The sequence below is a fragment of the Campylobacter sp. TJR-1 genome (genome assembly GCF_032840035.1).
In the GTDB taxonomy this organism is placed as follows: domain Bacteria; phylum Campylobacterota; class Campylobacteria; order Campylobacterales; family Campylobacteraceae; genus Campylobacter; species Campylobacter fetus.
This window is the reverse complement of record NZ_JAWIZX010000002.1, coordinates 256,788-276,954: the sequence shown is the minus strand read 5'-3', so window position 1 is coordinate 276,954 and position 20,167 is coordinate 256,788. Positions and strand designations below refer to the sequence as shown.

The 20,167-nt window shown below is 35.2% G+C and carries 21 protein-coding genes, 1 tRNA gene and 1 pseudogene; 11 read left to right on the top strand and 12 right to left on the bottom strand.

Annotated elements, in window-relative coordinates:
* Positions 1-92 precede the first annotated feature (92 nt).
* A complete protein-coding gene (locus RVY88_RS03370) occupies positions 93-542 on the top strand; it encodes a DUF411 domain-containing protein (protein WP_002848137.1) in 450 nt (149 codons plus the stop codon).
* An 82-nt stretch (positions 543-624) separates the two neighbouring features.
* Here RVY88_RS03370 and RVY88_RS03365 read toward each other — a convergent pair whose 3' ends face one another.
* From RVY88_RS03365 to moaC, 3 genes are read right to left on the bottom strand one after another with little or no spacing between them, the layout of a single operon-like run.
* A complete protein-coding gene (locus RVY88_RS03365) occupies positions 625-1,800 on the bottom strand; it encodes a hypothetical protein (protein WP_162167249.1) in 1,176 nt (391 codons plus the stop codon).
* A 9-nt stretch (positions 1,801-1,809) separates the two neighbouring features.
* Positions 1,810-2,073 carry a DUF493 domain-containing protein gene (locus RVY88_RS03360; RefSeq protein WP_002848135.1) on the bottom strand — a complete coding sequence of 88 codons (264 nt, stop codon included), beginning with the start codon at positions 2,071-2,073 and terminating at the stop codon, positions 1,810-1,812.
* Positions 2,066-2,542 carry a cyclic pyranopterin monophosphate synthase MoaC gene (gene moaC, locus RVY88_RS03355; RefSeq protein ID WP_011731713.1) on the bottom strand — a complete coding sequence of 159 codons (477 nt, stop codon included), beginning with the start codon at positions 2,540-2,542 and terminating at the stop codon, positions 2,066-2,068. Before moaC ends, RVY88_RS03360 begins: the two co-directional genes overlap by 8 nt.
* Before the next feature lie 278 nt (positions 2,543-2,820).
* Between moaC and RVY88_RS03350 the strand changes: the two genes are divergently transcribed.
* Positions 2,821-2,908 (top strand) — tRNA-Ser (locus RVY88_RS03350).
* Between the two features lie 44 nt (positions 2,909-2,952).
* Here RVY88_RS03350 and RVY88_RS03345 read toward each other — a convergent pair.
* The 9 genes and pseudogenes from RVY88_RS03345 to hutH all read right to left on the bottom strand — a co-directional run bounded on the left by RVY88_RS03345 (position 2,953) and on the right by hutH (position 10,592).
* Positions 2,953-3,642 (bottom strand): response regulator transcription factor, encoded by a 690-nt coding sequence (locus tag RVY88_RS03345; RefSeq protein WP_162167250.1) that lies wholly within the window; start codon positions 3,640-3,642, stop codon positions 2,953-2,955.
* On the bottom strand, positions 3,632-4,447 hold the full coding sequence (locus RVY88_RS03340; RefSeq protein WP_238389014.1) for a sensor histidine kinase: 816 nt from the start codon (positions 4,445-4,447) through the stop codon (positions 3,632-3,634). Before RVY88_RS03340 ends, RVY88_RS03345 begins: the two co-directional genes overlap by 11 nt.
* 23 nt (positions 4,448-4,470) lie before the next feature.
* Positions 4,471-5,253, bottom strand: a complete 783-nt coding sequence (locus RVY88_RS03335; RefSeq protein ID WP_238389015.1) for a cache domain-containing protein — start codon at positions 5,251-5,253, stop codon at positions 4,471-4,473.
* Positions 5,254-5,261: 8 nt separating this feature from the next.
* The gene (locus RVY88_RS03330) at positions 5,262-5,834 is read right to left on the bottom strand and encodes a cytochrome c3 family protein (protein WP_162167251.1); all 573 of its coding nucleotides are present in this window, start codon (positions 5,832-5,834) and stop codon (positions 5,262-5,264) included.
* Positions 5,835-5,843: 9 nt separating this feature from the next.
* Positions 5,844-6,089, bottom strand: a complete 246-nt coding sequence (locus RVY88_RS03325) for a cytochrome c3 family protein (protein ID WP_238389016.1) — start codon at positions 6,087-6,089, stop codon at positions 5,844-5,846.
* Complete coding sequence (locus tag RVY88_RS03320; RefSeq protein ID WP_238389017.1) at positions 6,050-6,235, bottom strand: hypothetical protein; 186 nt, start codon at positions 6,233-6,235, stop codon at positions 6,050-6,052. Before RVY88_RS03320 ends, RVY88_RS03325 begins: the two co-directional genes overlap by 40 nt.
* Positions 6,229-7,782, bottom strand: coding sequence for a flavocytochrome c (locus tag RVY88_RS03315; RefSeq protein WP_162167252.1), 1,554 nt, complete (start codon positions 7,780-7,782; stop codon positions 6,229-6,231). The genes RVY88_RS03320 and RVY88_RS03315 overlap by 7 nt, the downstream gene beginning before the upstream one ends.
* A gap of 9 nt (positions 7,783-7,791) precedes the next feature.
* Complete coding sequence (locus tag RVY88_RS03310) at positions 7,792-8,958, bottom strand: Opr family porin (protein ID WP_002848128.1); 1,167 nt, start codon at positions 8,956-8,958, stop codon at positions 7,792-7,794.
* Between the two features lie 12 nt (positions 8,959-8,970).
* Positions 8,971-10,592, bottom strand: a pseudogene (gene hutH, locus RVY88_RS03305) (HAL/PAL/TAL family ammonia-lyase).
* 527 nt (positions 10,593-11,119) lie between these two features.
* On the opposite strand from hutH, the gene RVY88_RS03300 reads away from it, so the two are divergent.
* From RVY88_RS03300 to RVY88_RS03260, 9 genes are read left to right on the top strand one after another with little or no spacing between them, the layout of a single operon-like run.
* Entirely contained in the window at positions 11,120-11,755 is a 636-nt protein-coding gene (locus RVY88_RS03300) for a 4Fe-4S dicluster domain-containing protein (RefSeq protein ID WP_162167253.1), read from the top strand.
* Positions 11,748-13,700, top strand: a complete 1,953-nt coding sequence (locus RVY88_RS03295) for a proton-conducting transporter membrane subunit (protein ID WP_162167254.1) — start codon at positions 11,748-11,750, stop codon at positions 13,698-13,700. Before RVY88_RS03300 ends, RVY88_RS03295 begins: the two co-directional genes overlap by 8 nt.
* Positions 13,701-14,621, top strand: a complete 921-nt coding sequence (locus RVY88_RS03290) for a respiratory chain complex I subunit 1 family protein (RefSeq protein WP_162167255.1) — start codon at positions 13,701-13,703, stop codon at positions 14,619-14,621. It abuts the gene before it with no gap.
* Position 14,622: 1 nt separating this feature from the next.
* A complete protein-coding gene (gene hyfE, locus RVY88_RS03285) occupies positions 14,623-15,258 on the top strand; it encodes a hydrogenase 4 membrane subunit (protein WP_011731707.1) in 636 nt (211 codons plus the stop codon).
* Positions 15,259-15,261: 3 nt separating this feature from the next.
* Positions 15,262-16,737, top strand: coding sequence for a proton-conducting transporter membrane subunit (locus RVY88_RS03280; RefSeq protein WP_002848122.1), 1,476 nt, complete (start codon positions 15,262-15,264; stop codon positions 16,735-16,737).
* Positions 16,737-18,485 (top strand): NADH-quinone oxidoreductase subunit C, encoded by a 1,749-nt coding sequence (locus tag RVY88_RS03275; RefSeq protein ID WP_162167256.1) that lies wholly within the window; start codon positions 16,737-16,739, stop codon positions 18,483-18,485. Before RVY88_RS03280 ends, RVY88_RS03275 begins: the two co-directional genes overlap by 1 nt.
* Complete coding sequence (locus RVY88_RS03270; protein WP_065844696.1) at positions 18,482-19,012, top strand: formate hydrogenlyase complex iron-sulfur subunit; 531 nt, start codon at positions 18,482-18,484, stop codon at positions 19,010-19,012. The genes RVY88_RS03275 and RVY88_RS03270 overlap by 4 nt, the downstream gene beginning before the upstream one ends.
* Positions 19,012-19,827, top strand: coding sequence for an NADH-quinone oxidoreductase subunit B family protein (locus RVY88_RS03265; RefSeq protein ID WP_162167257.1), 816 nt, complete (start codon positions 19,012-19,014; stop codon positions 19,825-19,827). Before RVY88_RS03270 ends, RVY88_RS03265 begins: the two co-directional genes overlap by 1 nt.
* A complete protein-coding gene (locus RVY88_RS03260; protein WP_002848118.1) occupies positions 19,824-20,165 on the top strand; it encodes a formate hydrogenlyase maturation HycH family protein in 342 nt (113 codons plus the stop codon). Before RVY88_RS03265 ends, RVY88_RS03260 begins: the two co-directional genes overlap by 4 nt.
* The last annotated feature ends 2 nt before the right edge of the window (positions 20,166-20,167 follow it).

Sequence of the window (20,167 nt, the reverse complement as noted above, 5' to 3'; positions counted from 1 at the left end):
AATGATTTGGGCTTTGACCCAAATCACTTTTAATTAATTCTACATTTAATCTAATATTTTACAATTTCATAACTTACCTATAAAGGATTTTTATGAAAATTGCTTCTTTGTTTATCGGCACTACGCTACTTGCTACTACTGCGTTTAGCGCAGATATAGACGTTTATAAAACTCCGGAGTGCGGTTGCTGCAGTAACTGGTCAAAAGCTATGGAGAAAAATGGATTTAGTACTAAAGAGTACAAAACAAACGATATAATGAATATAAAGCATAATGCTGGAGTTCCAGATGAATTATCTAGCTGCCATACGGCTTTGGTCGGCGGATATGCTATAGAGGGTCATGTTCCAGCAGCCGAGATAAAAAAATTATTATCTCAAAAACCAGACGACGTCATTGGTATAAGTGTTCCTGGAATGCCTATCGGAAGTCCTGGTATGGAACAAGATGGTATAGAAGAAACTTATAAAATAATTGCATTTTATAAAGACGGAAGTCAAAAAGTCTGGGCAACATATAAAGGTTCTGATGAGATAAAATAGTCTAAATTTGGAACAAAACAACTATAAAAGCAGTTTTTTACTGCCTTTATAGTTAAATTTATCTAAATTTGACTCTGATATTCTACTTTTTCTTTGCCGAATCTATCAGATTTTTTGCGGCTTCATAAACTCTATCTCCAAGTTTTTTTGCTTCTGTTTTTGCATTTTCAAATGTTTGAAGACTTTTTATCTGAGTTAATTTTTGATTGGCTTTTTTCTCTAACTCACCAATCTCTTTTTTTAAATTTGAAATCCTCTCATCTATGTTTAAATCACCCGTTAATTTAAATCTTTTATGGCTAATCTCATCTATCTTATCCATTATCTGTTCTCTTGTTTCAGCTGAAATTCTTCTTAGTCTAGCAAAATACGAATCATAGTCGCTTTGCAAAACTTCTGCTACTATGATGGAAGCCGGTTCATTCACGCTTAAAGATATATCTTTTAATAGAATTATAAAATCTTCTTCTATTTTCATAAGCTCTTTTGCACTATAATTTAAACTATCTCCTATCTCGTCCGGAGCAAATTTAAGCTCGTCTTTAAACTTTTCAATAGCTTTTGAAATGCCGTCGTTGCTGCCATTTATCGCGCTTTTAACAAGCTCTTTTGCATAAATTTTACTCTCATTTGCAATGCTAGCGGCACTTTTTATCACGACTCTTGCGATATTTATAAATCTTTCTTTTGTAAAATCCCCCTCATTTATAGCCAAATAAACTATATTTTTAGCGATTTCATACGCAGTGTCTTCAACATCATCGCCCATCTCTATAGTAGTCAAAAAAGCAGATTCGGTAGTCTCTTTTAAGATACCGAGCATCTGAGTGTCATAAAGCAATCTATCGTTCAAAACTTTTGAAATTTGATCTTTGTTTTTAAAATCCGTTTTACATATATAATTTTCTATGTTTTTACAATTTAGCGTCGTAATAGCTCTTATCCGATCTTTTTGATCTATAATTTGCTTTTTTAATTTATCTCTTTCATATATTATCTTGTATAGATACTGCTCAGATTCGTAAGCAATTGCCCTATTTAGAGATTCTACGGCTGCATTTACGAATTTAGGATTTAAAAGTTCAAACTCATTCAAACAAGAACAAATCTCACTAAAGCAAGATTTAGAACGTTCTAATTTCTCCTCATAACTAAGTCCCAAAAAACTATCTTTTGCAAATTTAAATATCTCTTTTTTGATAATGTTTTCAAGATTATCGTTATTTAAATTTTGCTCTATTACCACTTTTAAATTCATAGTATCTCCTTATAAAACGAACTTTGAATATCTTTTAAGCAGGCTAAAAAGCTCCAATCTTTCTTCATCGCTATTTACTAAAACAGCAAGATTAAAACTTTTAAATTTGCCCTCTGCGCTATTTTTAGAAAAATCAAGCGTATAATTTCTGTTTCCAACACACTCTTTTACCAAATTTTTTTCATCAGAGTCTTTATCTAAAATAATTTTATACTCCCAAAAAATCGGATAAACTATCTCTGGTTTTTCATTAAAATCACATACATTAGCCATTTTTTCTCCTATAATCTCCACTTTTCCCGCCGCTTTTGCTATCTAATCTTATAAAGATTATTTCCATAGATTTATCGATAGCTTTTATCATATCATAAATAGTAAGAAGTCCAACGCTAACACTGGTTAATGCTTCCATTTCTACTCCAGTTTTTCCATCTGTAATCACTGTAGCTTCGAGCTTAAACCCTGGAAGCTCTTCCAAATCTTCTATATTTATATTAATAGAGTTTATAGGCAAAGGGTGGCACATAGGAATTAAATCGCTGGTTTTTTTAGCTCCTAAAACAGCTGCTACTACTGCTGTTTGAAGTACCGGACCTTTTTTACCCGTATTTTGTTTAATGGCGCTGTACGCCTCTAAAGACATTTTTATCGCTCCACTAGCAACAGCTACTCGCCTAGTAACATCTTTAAGACCGACATCAACCATCTTTGGAAGATTTTGCTCATTTAAATGCGTCAGCATAAAAGTCTCCTTTTTTAAGACGATTATAGCGAAAACTTAATAAAAACTATTTTAGCGGATAGAATAGTTATAAAATTTGAAACAATATGGCAATAAATTAATGTTTTAAATTATAATCTTAACGTTACATTAATTTAATATTAAAAATTCAAGAATATAATGTCAACTCCTAAACAAATAACCTCCTTTTTGTAAAGCGCTCACTGAAAAGTGGGCGGTTTCTTTCAGAGTTCTATTTTAAATTTAAGCTAAATTACTATATAATCATAAGATTCAATGGATAGATGTCCGAGCGGCTGAAGGAGCATGCCTGGAACGCGTGTAAGGTGTAAGCTTTCGAGGGTTCAAATCCCTCTCTGTCCGCCATAAAATTCCTAAAACCAATCAAATTTATAACACCGAGTTTAAATTTACTTCTTTGATATGACTCTATATCCGACACCCGAAATATTTTCGATGATATCGTTTGTAGTTTTTAATCTTATCTTTTTGATTACCATACGCAAGGCTTCGCTACTCATCGCCTTATAGCCCCATACGAAATTTTCGATCATCTCGTAACTTACTATTTTATCGATATTGCTTACAAGCAGATACAGAAGTTTTGATTCTATTTTTGTAAATGAGATCATATCGCCGTCTTTGTAGAGCGTTTTTGAAGCTAGGTCATATTCATAGTCGTCTTTTAAGGATATTTTATTGTCGTATAAATTTTTTGTAGCCATTAAAATAGTTATTTGAAGCTCTTCGATTTTAAAAGGTTTTCTAAGATAATTGTACGCCCCAAGCTCGATACTTGCAAGTATATTTTCGCTTGTATCGTACGATGTGATTATGATAGATGCTACATGCGGGGCTCTTTTTTTAATCTCATCTAGCATCTCAAGACCGTTTAAATTCGGTAAATTTATATCAGTAACTACGATATCAAAATTATCTTTAAAAAATTTGTCAAATCCTTCAAGCCCGTCGCTTGCGACGTCTATTTTTTTGCAATAAAACTGCAAGGATTGAGTTATGGCAAATCTTGTATTTTCATCATCTTCAACAAGCAAAACCGATATATTTTTTAGTTTTTTAAGTATATTTTCATCTATCATCTTTTACCTTTTTTAGTATAGTTAGCGTAAAAATAGTCGGATTTTGATATCTGCTTACATATAGATCTCCGCCGCATTTTTTATTTGCTATCAATTTTGATATATACAAACCAAGTCCGGAGCTGCCTTTCGTACTCATAAAAGGAGTGAAAAGATCGTCTTTGAAATTTTGAGCTATTCCATCACCGTTGTCGATAACTCTGATAACAAAATGAGTTTGAGTTTGTTTTATATTAACTACTATTCTGGTTCTTTTTTTGTTTTTACTATTTTGTAAAATTTGTTTTGAATTTTGGATCAAACAAGCAGTTATCTGTTTAAATTCATTTATATAATTTTTACACATCGGCGTAACGCCTTTTGCTATGGTAACTTTGATATCTATCGTTGATTTTACCGGAAAAAGAACACATACCGTATCGTTTATCGCTTTTTGTATATCAAATTCTTGAACGTTTTTTTCAATCTTATAAAAGTTCTTAAACATATCCATAGTTTTTGACATATAATCTATATTTTGTAAAGATCTAGTGATATTGTCATAAAAAATTTCATCGCTTAGTTTATTCATTTTTTTAAACTGCATCAAATTTCCAAGGAAAATTCCGAGTGAATTTAAAGGCTGTATCCACTGATGAGAAAGCGCCGCTATCATCTGACCGAGCTCCGCCATTTTAGTTTGTTGGAACAAAAGAACTTCGTAATCTCTTTTTGCTTTTTCAAATATTTTTGATTGTCGCTCTAACCTTTTGTTGTAAAAGTAAGCCAATATCAAAAATAAAATAATACTGATAACATATATCATAAGATTTATTATAAATTGCTCGTTTATTTTGTTATATATATATTATCTTTTAGCGTTTTTGTAACCAAGATCAATTTTGAGTTTTCAAGCGGTTTGAAATTTAGAATTTCATTTTGCGTTTCATGGCTTAACGATTTGATAAAATCTAAATTTTCTATATTAAATTTTGTTTGGGAAAATCCTGTTTCGCTATCTGGATGAAGTAAGATGTTAAGATCTTCGTCTATTAAAAATATATATCCGTTTTCTAGTCTCAAATTTAAAATTTCATTTTTTATACTCTCGAAAGATATCACACCGCAAATCACGCCTTGTAGTTTATTTTCTCGTTTTATACTTTGACAAATCGATATAACTGGAATTTTAAGTCCGGCATCAAGATATGGCTTGGTGATGTAAATTCCGTTTTGTAAAACAGTGTTTATATACCAAGGTCTTTGCGTCGGCGCGTAATTTTTTGGACCTTGAAATACTCTGCTAGAAAGCATCGTGTCGTTTTCATATCCGACGTACGTACTTGAAAAATTTGCTATTTCCTGAGATTTAATAAGTATATCTTGTATAGTATTTTGCTCTTTCGTATGGTCGAAATTTGCGACAAGCAAACTAATGAATTTGAGACTAGTTTTTTTATTTTCAAGCCATTCTTGTATCTTGTCGCTTGAATTTTTTAAAATACTAAGCTGCTCATTTGTGAGAACTTCTTTCACAAATGAGCGATTTAGGTAATAATTTCCTATCATAAGCAATAAGAAAAATATAGAAAATATTATAAAGATATTATTTTTGTATAATATCTCTTTCATAAGGCTCCTTATCTTTTTATTTCATCTCCCCAGTCTCCGACAGGCGGATGTTTGATCTCATACAGTATTTTACCCAAATTTTTATGACCTACGGTTTTATGACAGCTTACGCAACTTATTTTTTTATCTTTATTTTGAATAGACGCCGCGTATAGATTATGCATATCATTGATATTTTGATTGCTTGAGTTTATATCTAAAATTGTTTGATGGCAACTTATACAACCGCTATCATATACGAATTCCTCGCGATTTTTTCTATTGCCTTGCCAATCCATCTCTTTTGCATCGTTAAAAACCATATGAGTAGCTTCGCTGATGCCGTTTAAGCCTTTTTTGAAAACGTATTTTACATAACTATCATTAGGCAAATGGCAACTAGTGCAACTTGCCTTAAATCCGTGATTATTCGCACCTCCGTGAATGCTTTGCCCATAAGCTTCTACCATAGGGTCCATCCATTCGTGACAAACGGTACAAAATTTATCGTCGCTTGTAGCGTGTATCAAAGAGTTATCGCCAAAAAATATGATGAATGCAAAAATACAAAATATGCAAATTTTTATAAAAATATTTTTCATCATATCTCCTTATGGCACCAATATTTTTTTCATACCATCTTGCGAATGGCACATTACACAATAATTTTGTGAAGACTTGTGTGATTTATGACAGTTATTGCAATCCATATTAGGATAATGCGGACTGCTATGTATGTTATCATCATATCCAAGGTGACCGCTTCTCTCTGCTAAACGTTTGTAGCTTTTATGGCAGCTCAAACACTCATCTGTTTTTAGAGCTTTATATTCGTTTGGATTTTTTCTTTGTGACAATTTTTGCAGTCAAATCCAAGTTTCTCGTGATGAGCCTTTATAGGATAATTTTCTTTCGTAAATGTATTAAGATCTAAATTTGCGGCAAAAGAGCTTATAGATAGTCCGATACATATAGTTAAAAATATCTTGAAAATTTTTAACATTTTTTCTCCTTTTTTGCTAGATTAGCAGCGTTTTTGCCGGCTATCCTTCCAAAAACTAAACAATCAGGTATAGCACAACTTCCGAGCCTGCTAGCTCCATGCGGTCCGCCGACTGCTTCTCCGGCAGAAAAAAGCCCTTCGATTATATTTCCGTTTTTGTCTATAACTCTAGCTTCGGTGTCTATTTTCACTCCGCCCATCGTATGATGAACTTTTGGCAAGGCTTGCCATGCGTAAAAAGGCGGTTTTGTGAGATCCGGGATCATATCGTTAAATTTAAAAAACGGTTTGTCAAACTCTTCGTCTTTTCCGTTTTTTGAATACCTCGTATAATCATCAACGGTTTTTTTAAGCCCTTCGTAAGGAATTTTATAAAAATCTGCTAATTCTTTAAGCGTATCAAAAACTCTTATGACTTTTTTATCTATTCCTCTTTGTACGTTTGCTTTTGTAGTGCCTTGTGCGCCGATGCTATCACATATAACAACTGGATGAGTTATGCTTCCGTCTGGATTTTTATGCATTTTTAAAATGGCATCTGAGCGAATTTTTCTATCTGCAAGCTCATTGACAAATCTTTTTCCTGTTCTTGCATCGACCATTACGCCATAACTAAAAGCAGGTATCGCAAAAACAGGAGCTATACCAAATCCTTTTTCATCAGGACTCCCCCAAGGTCCTAGTTGTATCCATTTTAGACCAACCGTATCAGCGCCGTTTCTCATCATAGTTTTTAGAGCGTACGCCGTTGCACCATAGTGATTCGTACAGTCTAGATCCGCAGTTAATTTCGGATCGACCGTTTGTCTGAAATTTACATCATAAGCGAAACCGCCCGTTGCCATAACGACTCCGCCATTTACCTTGTAAAATTTCACGATACCGCTTTTATTATCATCTTCGTTTTTTAAAGGATCAAATATAAAGTCGTAATTTTCCCTAACTTTTACTCCAATGATTTTTCCGTTATCATTTCTTATAAAATCATCTAATACAACCCTAGTCCTGATCGTTCCACCGCTTTTCATAATGTATTCTTGCAAAGGTATCGTGATCTTGCCGCCCGAGTTTATTTCTGGCCAAATCGTTCTTGGAACAGAATGTCCGCCGAACTGACCTAGCGCGTCTCTGTAATACACGCCTTTTTTTAACGTATATTCATAAGCGTCATTTCCGTTTTTAGCTATAACTTCCACTAGATCCATTCTATTTAACCCAAGTCCGGCTTTTAAAATATCTTTTACGTAAAGCTCATAAGAATCCTCTATGCCGCGAACCTTTTGAAATTTTGAATTTACGACCGCAAACGCTCCGCCGTTTATAGCTGAATTTCCTCCAAGAACGGGCATTTTATCTATCAGCAATGTTTTTACGCCCTCATCGATTGCTTGACAAGCAGCAGCCGTACCGGCAAATCCCGATCCGACTACCAAAACATCCCATTCTTCGTCCCACTTAAACTGCTCATCGCTAAAGTTATTAGCTTTTAAAACAGCGGCCGATGTAAGAGCGCATAAGCTACCTAAAAATTTTCTTCTACTATTCATTTAATCTCCTTAAAAACTATAAATCAGCCCGACGCCGACTTGAGTCAAACTAGGATATCCCGCTTGAGCTTTAAATACTTGATCATATATCAAAAGTCCTTGTAAATTTTTCATTATAGGATAACTAAGCCATGCGCTAAATTCATTTTGTCTATAATTCGTATCATCGCCGCCCTTAAGTTTATACTCCGTCGTACCAAATATACCAGTTACCGAAAAATCTGCTATGCTTGTTGATAACATCGCATAAAACGTCTTAACGTCTCTTTCGTACATTACATCGCCTTCTTCAAATTGAACGATTTGATCTCCAGCCGTATTTAAACTCCCCCAGCCGATCTCTTTACCTGATTTCACATATCCTAAAGTAAGTTTTGTATCTAAGTATTTAGCATAGAGTAATCCTTCAAAAACGCTACCATCGTCTTTGTTTTTATCTTCGTCGCTTTGGGCGTAGTGAATGGTACCACCGACACCAAGCTCATCGCTTACTTGTCCATCATAGATTATCTTTGCGCCAAGAGCTGAAAATACCTCATCTGCGTACAAACCGTACGCTTTAAATCCAAGCCCGTTATCAAATTTATAAGTTCCGCCGAGGTTAAAAAGTCCGCCGTTATCTTTATTTATACTTTTAAAGCCCCACATCTCTTTCATATAAACTCTACCTTGAGCGCGTGTCCAAATAGCGTCCAAAGTCAAATTTTCGATAGAGTTATTTGTCACTCTAACTCCGTCATTTATCTTACCGACCCAGTCAGTTATCATCTCTTGACGACCTACTTTAACTGACGTATCATACGCGTTGTATTCTAAATACAAATTTGATAACATCATCCTATCGTCTTCGTAAATTCTCTCTGTGGAATCTCCGGTACCGTGTAATGTTTTATAATTTTTATCTTTTTCGTATAGAGGAGCCGTACCTCTAAAGCCTGTTACGAATTTAAAATTTTTATAAAAATCACTTTCGTATTTTAAGCCAACAGAACCTATGATATACGATGTATTATTATAATAAACGCTTTTTTGACCTTCATTTATATGACGAGTTTCTGAAAAAGCGGAGATATCTCCGCTAAATTTACCGTCTTTAAGCGCACTTTGCAACGTATCGCTATTAGCCAAAGCCATACTAGCGATCATTGAAATAAGCAAAAATGTACTTTTTTTCATAGCGATACCCTTTTATTTATAATTTTTCAAAAATTTCGCCGAATTTTTGAAATCATCGCTTAAAGGTCTATCTATATTCATAAACTCAACAACTTTTCTATACTCGTCATATAATTTTTGTGTAGATTTTGATAATTTTAAATTTGGATCTTTTTGTTTTCTTAGATCGATAGCTTGGGCTGCGTGGATGAGTTCCATACCTAAAATATGATAAAAGTTATCTATCTGTTTTTGGAACTTTTGAACTACAAACGGTGCATTTGTCGCAACATCTTCTATATTTCCTGCTACGGGAGAGTAATCAAGCGAAGCAGGATTTGCTAGAAATTCATTTTCACCCGCTAATGACACAAAAGGTTTTTGCATAGCTCCAAAAGCATGGATAGTTTTATCGGTGCCTAAAAATCTGCTAAGATGGGTGAAATTATCGTCTGATAATTTTATAGTTCTATGCGATGAAGCTTTTGAGTTATGAGCTAAAACTATAGATGCTTTTTCAAACTCAACTACCCAAAGTAACGGCTCGAAATTTGATGTAGGAACAACTGCACCGCCGCTTGTAAATAGTTTATTTTCTTGAAAACTAGCATCTTTTGGACTTTTTCCTATGTAAATTCCCGGATTATCGTCTGAAGAATTTAGCTGAATTTTCATTAGTTTTTCTAATTCGTCAATACTGCTTTTAAGTGCAGCAAACAAATACGTAGCGTCTCTATAACTAAGCGGATCTTGCAAAGCTCTCTCACCGTTTTGTTCCCACAAATAGCTACCTTTTAAGATCTCCCTTATCTCTTTTGCAGTTGAAACAAAGCTTGGATAAGGTCTTAAACTAGTAGCTTCTGGTAAAAATGGAGCAACATTACCGTTTAAAGCCTCTAAACTGAGTGCAAATACTGTTTTTGAAACTTCAAATGCTTGCTTAAAATCTTCAAGCGCAAGATTTGCAAGCGCTGCTGAGTAAGCGTTTGAACTTACTATAGATAGACTATCTTTACCAAAAGGTGATAGTTTTTTAAGCCCTGCTTTTTGCAAAGCCTCACCAGCGTCCATTTTTACACCTTTATAATAGACCTTGCCCTCTCCCAACATCGCAAGACCGATGTGTCCGAGTATAGTGATATCGGCTTCTCCCATTGAACCACTACTTGGCATAACAGGAAGTATGTCTTGATTTAAAAACTCCTGATAAAGATGCACGACCTCTTCTTGAACACCAGCTCCGGCAAAAAGCATATTATTAAGTCTAGTTGCAAGGATCGCTCTTACCGTTTGAAGCGGTAGATCTCGCCGACACCGCCGCAATGAGCGTGTATAAGACCTATATTAAAATCCGTTGATGCTTTGATGACTTCTGGATCTAAATTTCCCTTTGCATCAACGAAATTTTTATCTTTATTAAGACCGACGCCGACTGTTAGTCCATAAATTTTTTGGCCATCTTTTGCCGCGTTAAGCAAAATTTCGTGTGCTTTTTTTACTTTTGAAAAAGCATTTTGATCAATGCCTACCTTTGCCCCGTTTGCTATATCTACTATATCGCGAGACGTTACACTATTGCCATCTAATGTTACACTACTAGCACTCAAACTAAGAGCCAACGCTGCCACAGCAGATAAAATCACAAAACTTTTCATATTATCCCCTTTGTAAGAAATTTAACGTAATTTTAAATAAAAATAATTTCCAAAAAGTAATCTTTTAAATTTTATATATTTTAATAATTTTAAATTATTTTTTATATAATAATGTAATAAAATATAAATATTGTTAGTTTATAGATGTCTGAGCAACATTTAAATTTGTTACTAAAAGTAGCATATTAGTAGATAATTTTTTTAGTAAATTCAAGTGCCAAAGTCGCAAAATATTATAAGAATTTATAAAAAATTTGCTTTATTTCAACTATGCTCAACAGCTTTTATACGTAATCGCGTCGTTACTAGATATTTTATTATTATAATAACACAAACCAAAAAGCTCGCTATAAATATCACCATAACCTAAATTTATAATATATTTTGGTACAAAAATGTAGAAAATATAAATTTTAAATTAAGTTTTAAAATTATACAATTAAAATAAAAAATATATAACTTACTATTAAAAGATACGCGTTGCGTTATATAAATTTAAAATAAAAAATAACAAAAATGGGGTTAATTTGAGTAAAAAACATAAATTTGTAATCTGTAATCCTGAGCTTTGCATAGGCTGTAAAGCCTGTATGAAAGCATGCGGTAAAGAGGCTTATAAACGCGGAAAACTAGCAAAACCAAGGCTTGACGTTATAAAAATGACAAACGGAGTTATGCCAAATCAATGCCATCAGTGCGACGACGCGCCTTGCGCACTAGTATGTCCAAGCTCGGCTTTACGCAACGAAAATGGATATGTAGAAATGCATGAGCAACTTTGCATAGGCTGCGCTTTATGCGTAAATGCTTGCCCATATGGCGCGATTCATCTTGATAGCTTAGAGATCCCCTCAAATGGATCAAATTTAGATGAAATGGACGTGTGCGGCGACGGCTTTATGAGCGTAGCGATAAAATGCGATATCTGCGATGGCAGAAATGAAGGAAGCGCTTGCGTAGAAGTCTGTCCAAAAGGCGCTTTAGTAATGCTTGATCCTATAACAAATAAACACAAATACGGTAAAAAACTAAAAGACGGTGATAATATGTCAAATTTTATATCTAAAATTCTAGATTGCCCGCCGCCGCAAATCATAATAGCGCAAAAAAACAAACCTCTAAAAGAGACCGGGGAAGTGCAGCAAGGAGAAGCAGATGCTTGAAATAATTTATACGTCGTTCTTTTTGGTAGGAATTATATGCTTAGTTCTTTATAGAGTGCCGAAAATCGCTCTTTATATTGGACTTGCGATACCTTGCATAATATCCATATTTAGCACGATATATTTTATAAAAAATATCAATTCAACTTACGGTTTTAAATTAGCAGGAAATTTCTTATTTTCTCCACATTTTATTATAACTCCGCTTAGCGGATTTTTTAGTTTTATCATAACTTTTATAGCAATTGGTATCTGCATATATACAATAGGATATATAAAAGAGTTTAAAGACAGGGGAAATCTTGCTGTTTTTGCAGCTTTATTTAACTTTTTTATCCTTTCTATGCTGCTTGTAGTTTCTAGCTCAGATGTTTTTAGTTTCATTGTTTTATGGGAAATTATGACTTTAATATCTGCTCTTTTGCTTAAATTTAATGATGAAAAACATAGCAATAAAACAGTGATGATATATCTTAGCATAGCACAAATAGGAGCATTTTGCATACTTATAGCGCTTCTTTTTATCTCATACTTTGCCGGAAGCTTCTCATTTATACAATGGAGCAAACTAGATATAGATCCAACAGTCGCTACTTGTATTCTTATTCTGCTCTTAATAGGATTTGGCAGCAAAATCGGAATGTTTCCGTTTCACGTATGGGCACCGCTTGTTTATCCGTTGGCTCCATCAAACGTAGCAGGAATGTTAAGCGGTATTATGTCTAAAATGGCAATATTCGGAATTATTCAATTTAGCGTTATTTTGCCTATAACTTCTGGATTTGCTCTTAGTGTTGTAGCATTAGGAGCCATTAGCGCGCTGATTGGTATAACTTACGCTTTGATACAAAATGATTATATAAAATTAATATCATATAGCTCAGTTGAAAACTTAGGTATTATTATGCTTGGAGTTGGAGTTGGGTTTTACGGTATTAGCATAGCTGAGCCGACTCTAGTTTTGCTTGGGTTCATAGGAGCTTTATTTCACGTGCTTAATCACTCAACATTTAAATCATTGCTATTTTTAGGTTCAGGAAGCATATATAGCGTCACTAGAACAAAAAATATGAACTCTCTTGGAGGGCTTGCTAGAAAAATGCCTTTTACTGCGCTATTTTTTCTAATAGGAGCCATTAGTATATCCGCTCTTCCTCCGCTAAATGGATTTATCAGCGAATGGTTTATTTATAGATCTATGTTTATGGGAGCGCTTGATGATAGTATAGCTTCAAGACTGATTTTTGCTCTTGCTATCATATGTTTAGCACTTACTGGAGCTATGGTAGTTTATGCTTTTATCAAACTTTACGGAGTTATATTTGCCGGGACACCAAAAGATGAGAACATACATAACAGAGCTTGTGAAAAATCATTCTTTATGCCATTTGGCATGTTTATACTAGCTTTTAGTTCTATTTATTTTGCTGTTTTTGCAAATAATATAATTCTATTCTTAGGAAACGTAGTTTTATATTTAGTACCTCAAACCATGTATAGCATGAACATAAATGTTATTTCAATGCCTGCTATAATGATTTTACTTATGTTTGCTTTAGCACTTCCGTTTCTGCTTTTTGGACTATTTGGAGCAAATATGAGCAAAGTCAGAGCAAGCGAACCTTGGGCTTGCGGATTTAAATTTAGTCCGCAAATGAGCATGAACTCAAATTCGTTTGTCGGGGATTTTAAAAGACTTATTAGCAAAGTTATCAAATTTAAAACAGAAACTAAGCAGCAAAATTACTTTAGTAATGTAGATTATAAAACCGGCACTGAAGATGTTTGGTGGAAGATTTTATACGAGCCGATTATCAAGTTTAATATGCTTATAGCTGATAAAATAGGTGCTTTTCAAAACGGAAGAAGTAGCTTTTATGTTGTATATATACTAGTTTATCTCTATGCTATGCTAGTAGTTGGATTTTACTTTTTGGGGGCTTAAATGGAAGCTGTTTTACTAATGATTTTACAACTTTTTGTTGCATTGGCGCTTACTCCGTTGTTTGATGGTATAGCTAGAAATCTGCGTGGTAAAATTCAAAGTCGCAAAGGTTCACCGATATTACAGACGTACTATGATATATTTAAACTTTTAAAACGTTCTCGCACGGCTCCAAACTGCGTGCATTGGTTTTTTAAATTTAGTCCGTATATGCTTTTTAGCGTTTGTGCTATGCTTGTGATGATGATACCTATAACTTATAGCGGATCAGCAAACGCCGGAGCAGTTAGCGATATCATAGTCGTGGTTTATCTAGTTGCGCTTTTTAGATTTATCTTTGGAGTCGCAAGCTTAGATAGTGCAAATCCTTACGCAGCAGTAGGAGCTAGCAGAGAGAGTCTTATAGCTATCTATATAGAGCCTATAATGATAATTTGTTTAGTAGTGATAGCAATGCTTGCAAAAACAACAAATCTTGCTATCATAAAAGAGCTTATACAAAACGCGGAAATAGGCTACTCAAGCGCATCTTACGCAGTAGCAAGTGTAGCATTTTTGTGGGCGATGTATGTTGAAACAGGAAGAAAACCGTTTGATCTTGCAGAAGCCGAGCAAGAAGTACAAGAGGGTGTCATCGGCGAATACAGTGGAAAAGATCTGGCTTTAGTGGAAATGGCTCTTATGCTAAAACAGTTTGCTATGATAAGCTTTTTCATAGTTATGTTTGTTCCTATCGGTTTTTCAAGCCCATTTTTAACTCTCATTGTTCATCTTATTTTAGTGGGGCTTTTTTATGTAGGAGCGATTTTGATGGACAACTTTGGACCGAGATTTAGGATAATTTCAAGCTTGAAATTTAACTCAGCTTGCATACTTTTTATATCTCTTATATCTCTTATCCTCTATGTAGTAGGAGTATGATATGGAAATTTTAATAATTTTAATGATGATTTTAAGTCTTTTGGTATTTGGTTTTAGAAGTTATAAATTAAGCATTATAAGCTACGTTTTAGAAGCTATAGCACTAGTTTGCGTGTTTTTGTTTTTAGCAAACGAATACAAAGCAAATGAACTGTTTTCATGGGCGATAATCGCATTTTTTATAAAAGTTATAGCAGTTCCGCTCATTCTCTTTACTCTAGTAAAAAAGCTTGGGGTTACTCACGAAGTTGAGCCCGTAGGCGGATTTTTGGTTTCACCGCTGATCGCATTTGCTTTTTCTATAGGATCGGCTATGCTGATAGCTCCTATATTTATGGAGTTTTCACTTATCAAAAACGAAACTGCTTTGATAGGAGGAATTTTTATATTTATGGTAGGAATATTTGGATTTATACTTAGAAATTCATTTGTAAAGCAAATTTTATCTTACTGTTTATTTGAAAACGGTATTCATCTAAGTCTAGCTCTCACAGCTTATAATTCCCACGCTTTAGTTGAGCTTGGCATTCTTAGCGACGCTGTTTTTGCCATCATCATAATGAGTATTTTAGCATTTGCTTACTATAAAATTTACGGCACTCTTGATACAAGTATAGCTGCTAGTTTAAAAGGTTAATTTATGGATATTTTATTTTTAATTCTACTGCTTCCTTTGGTATCGGCTCTCATTTTATTTGTATCTCCTTTAAATGTAAAAGTTTTAAACCTTTTGCATATACTTTGCAGCGCCGCAGTATCTTTAGCACTACTTTGTTCTATAAGTAAAGTTTTAAGCTTGGGTGCCATATATGCATTTAACGATATGTTGTTTTTAGACTCTTTAGGAGCTGTTTTTTTAGTACTTATAAGTTTGACTGGATTTTGTGTAAATTTATACTCGACTAGCTATTTTAAGTGGCAGTTAAACTCAAATTCTTTAAATTTAAAACAGATAAAAACAAATTTCTGTTTATCTCATATAACCACGTTTGCTATGACTCTAAGCTGTATTAGCAATAATATGGCGATAATGTGGGCCGCTCTTGAAGCAACCACTTTAGCAACGGTATTTATGGTGGCGCTAAAAGGTGATAAACGCTCACTTGAAAGCGGATACAAATATATAATCATCTGCTCGGTCGGCTTAGCATTTGCTATGTTTGCGACCATACTTTTGTACGCTTCTAGTTTAAATACTTTACATGATGAGAAAAATGCGATTTTGTTTTCAAATTTAATACTTCACGCAAGTAGCTTAAATCCCGATGTTTTAAAACTTATATTTATATTTGCTTTAATCGGTTTTGGAACAAAAGCGGGCTTAGTGCCTACTCATACTTGGCTCCCTGATGCTCACGCTCAGGGTCCAGCTCCAACTTCAGCTATGCTTAGCGGAATCGTTATAAAATGCGCCATGTTAGGACTTTTGCGTTACTACGCTATAGCTTCAAATGCAACCGGAGGTAATTTTAGCGAACAAATAATGTTGATAAGCGGTACATTAACGCTTTTCGTATCTGCGTTTTTTCTTATCAGACAACATGATGTAAAAAGAATGTTCGCTTACCATTCAGTAGCACATATGGGAGTTATAGCTTTTGCTCTTGGAGTCGGTGGAAAAATAGGCGTTTTTGCAGCCGTTTTTCACTGTGCGGCTCACAGCTTTACAAAAGCTTTAGCATTCCTAACCACAGGAAACACTGCTAGAATTTACGGGACAAACGATATGAGTAAAATGGGGTGTATGATACATATCGCTCCGCTCACAACCGTTTTGTTTGGCATATCTATCTGCTCACTCGTAGGAGTTCCTGGTTTTGCTATCTTTGTAAGTGAGTTTTTGACGTTTAAAGCCGCTGTTTTAAGCGGTCAGTACGCTGCTATCGTATTATTTGCGCTGGCTTTAACTATCATCTTTATAGCCGATTTTTCACATTTTTTTATGGCAAGTTTTGGTGAAGTTAAAGGTGAAGTTAAATTTAAATCAGAAATGAGTTTATGGGAAAATTTACCGCTTATCGCATTAGCATTTTTGATAATCAGCTTTGGCATATGGCAGTTTGATAACTTTTGGATATTAGTACAAAACAGCGTCACAATGATAAAAGGAAACTAATGAGAGGCGATAAATTTATAGATATTTTAAAAAATGAGTTTAATATTTTAAAAACAAGCAGACAATGTGAAGATCAAATAACGATATTAGTAGATAGAAATGATCTACCAAAAGTCGTTCATAAACTATACTACGGTATCGGCGGTTGGCTTTCTAGTATGGTAGCAAACGATGAAAGAACCATAAATCAAAGTTACGCGCTTTACTACGTTTTATCTATGGAAGGCTCGAAAATGAGCAAAGAAGACGGAACTATAGATGAGATACAAAGTAGCGAAAAATGCTTTATCACGGTTAAAACCCTTATCCCCCAAAACGACCCTTGTTATCCCTCCGTTACACCTTTGGTTCCTGCTTGTGTATGGTATGAAAGAGAAGCTTATGATATGTTTGGTTTAGTAGCCGAGGGCTTACCCGATAAAAGAAGACTCGTTCTTAGCGATGACTGGCCTGAGAATTTATACCCGCTTAGAAAAGATGCTATGGATTATAAATTTCGCCCGGATCCGGTGCAACCAAAAGACGAACCAGACTATGAGTTTATGCGACCAAACGGCTCTGTGACGGACATACCTTTAGGACCTCTTCATATAACAGCCGATGAGCCGGGGCATTTTAGGTTGTACTGCGACGGCGACACCATAGTAGATGCCGATTATAGACTGTTTTATCAGCACCGAGGTATGGAAAAACTAGCCGAAAACAGACTAAACTATAACCAGATGAGCTACCTTGCAGAAAGAGTATGCGGGATATGCGGATTTGCTCACTCTATAGCTTGCGTTGAAGCAGTAGAAAGAGGTATAGGGCTTGAAATTCCACGCCGTGCACAAGCTATCAGGATTATGAGTAGCGAAATAGAGCGAATGCACTCAAATCTTTTAAATTTGGGCTTGGCTTGTGAAGTTACTGGAAATTATACGGCATTTATGCATATATTTAGAGTTCGCGAATACACGCTTGAACTAGCTCAACTCATAACAGGTGGTAGAAAAACATACGGTACTATCGTGATCGGCGGCGTTAGACGAGATATCACGCTAAATGAGATAAAACAATCTTACGAAATCTTAGAAAAAATTGGCACCCAACTAGATGAAATTTGGCAAGTCGTCATGGAAGATAAACGCCAAATAGGACGCTGGAAAGGTATAGGCATACTTGATAAACAAGTGGCGCGTGACTTTAGCCCAGTCGGTCCAAACGTGCGCGGAAGCGGATTTAAAAGAGATACGAGATATGATCATACTTACGGATTTTACAAAGAGCTTGAGCTTACTCCTAACGTCCAGTTTGACGGTGACGTGCTAAGCAGGGAATTAGTTCGATATAACGACTGCAAACAAGCCTTGCGGCTAGTAAAACAGTGCCTTGATATAATGCCGGGCGGTGCTATTTTTACAGATACTAACTACAGACTACAACCTGGAACTTACTGCTTAGGATACGACGAAGCCCCGCGCGGGGAAAATATACACTGGATCATGCAAGGCGACTCTCAAAAAGTATATCGCTGGAGATGTAGAGCTTCTACGTATAATAACTGGTCAAGCTTAAGATATCAACTTCAAGGAAATACCATAGCAGACGCCGCACTTATAGTATGTAGTTTAGATCCTTGCTACTCTTGCACCGAGCGCGTGACTTTAGTAAATGTAAAAAGCGGAAAGTCAAAAGTGATAGGCGAAAAAGAGCTTAAAAAATACTGCCAAAGCCTAAAAGATAGTCCGACAAAGGATATAAGATGAAAATTTACGATATAGTCAAAAAAACAGGTATCGTTACAAGTAAATATCCATATGAACCTTATATAGTAGAAGAGCATTTTAGAGGCAAACCGACGTATCATTACACAAACTGTATAGGTTGCGCGGCTTGCGGGGTAGCGTGCCCGAGCAACGCGATAAGCGTAAAATGGGAGGATGGGAAAAAATTCATAAAATGGCGATACGACTGCGGTAGATGTATATTTTGCGGTCGTTGCGACGAGGTATGTCCTACTGCGGCTATAAGGCTAAGCAATGATTACGAACTTACGGTTAAATTTGATAAATCAGCACTCATCCAAGAAGGAGAGCTAGAAAGTGAGCTATGCAGTGTTTGTGGTAAAGCGTTTTTGAGTAAAAAATTCGTGCAGTTTTGTGAGCAAAGGCTTAGCACTTTAAGCAAACAAAGGCTAGAAGAAGCCAAAAAATATCTACATATCTGTCCTAGCTGCAAGAAAAATGCAATAGTAGAGATGATGACAAACAAAGAGTATAAGGCGGTAAAATAATGTACGTTGTACCTGATGATATACAAAGATCAAACGATCTAAACTCAAAGCTAAATTTACTTAAAAACATCAAACGCAGTTTTAGCGTATTTCGCATAGACTGCGGAAGCTGCAACGGTTGCGAAATAGAGATATTTGCCGCTCTTAGTCCGCTTTGGGATCCAGAGCGATTTGGATTTAAACTAGTAGCAAACCCGCGCCACGCAGACATTCTGATAGTCTCAGGACCTATCACTAGACAAATGTACTATCCGCTTCTTAGAGCCTACGAAGCCACTCCAGATCCAAAGATAGTAGTTGGCTTTGGTGCGTGCGGAGTGAGCGGTGGGATATTTCACGATAGTTACGCGGTTTGGGGTGGAGCCGATAAGGTTTTACCAGTTGATGTATTTGCGCCTGGTTGCCCACCTCATCCAGCAAGCATCATTTATGCTTTAGCAACCGCGGTCGGTCTGATAGAACAAAAGCTAGAAAAACAGAGCTTCAAAGACGACGATTTACTACCGAATTTAACTCAAAAATCGCTACTTGACAACGCTTCTTTTGAGCGCGATCTACTTGTAAAAGCTAAGTTTTTGATGAGCTATATATACGGCAGGATCTTATATGATAAATTTATAACCGCTCTAAAAACTTGCGTCAATCCCAAAGATCCAATTCTTGCAAAAGACGCACTTAGCTTAGCCATAAAAGAGCAAGACGATCAGAGATATGCTGAGTGTCTAGCCGTACTTTTTAATGAAATTTATTTAAAATACACAAACGCTTCAAATGAATTTCATATAAATTTAGATCAAATTTGGGATAAAAAGTGATACAAGTCTGGAAACTCACAAAACGCCACGTTGATGAAAACGCCGAACTTCCACAAATTTACAAACAAATAGTCACGTTTAGCACTTGCGTAGGACACGGCGTAGGAACGATAGATTTCAACGAAAAGATAGCAGAATTTGACGATGAACAGTGGAATAAAATGCTTGATAGCAGTGATGAATACGTCAAATTTAAACTCGGAAATGTAAACAAATATTTTGAAGTCGAGATCTTGCCTGTTCATGCAAAAGTGCTAAAAGACAAGCTTCCAAACTCAAAATTTAGAGATATACTTTCAAGCTTAGATGAAGGCTATATCGTCCTAAAAAAGAGTTAAAA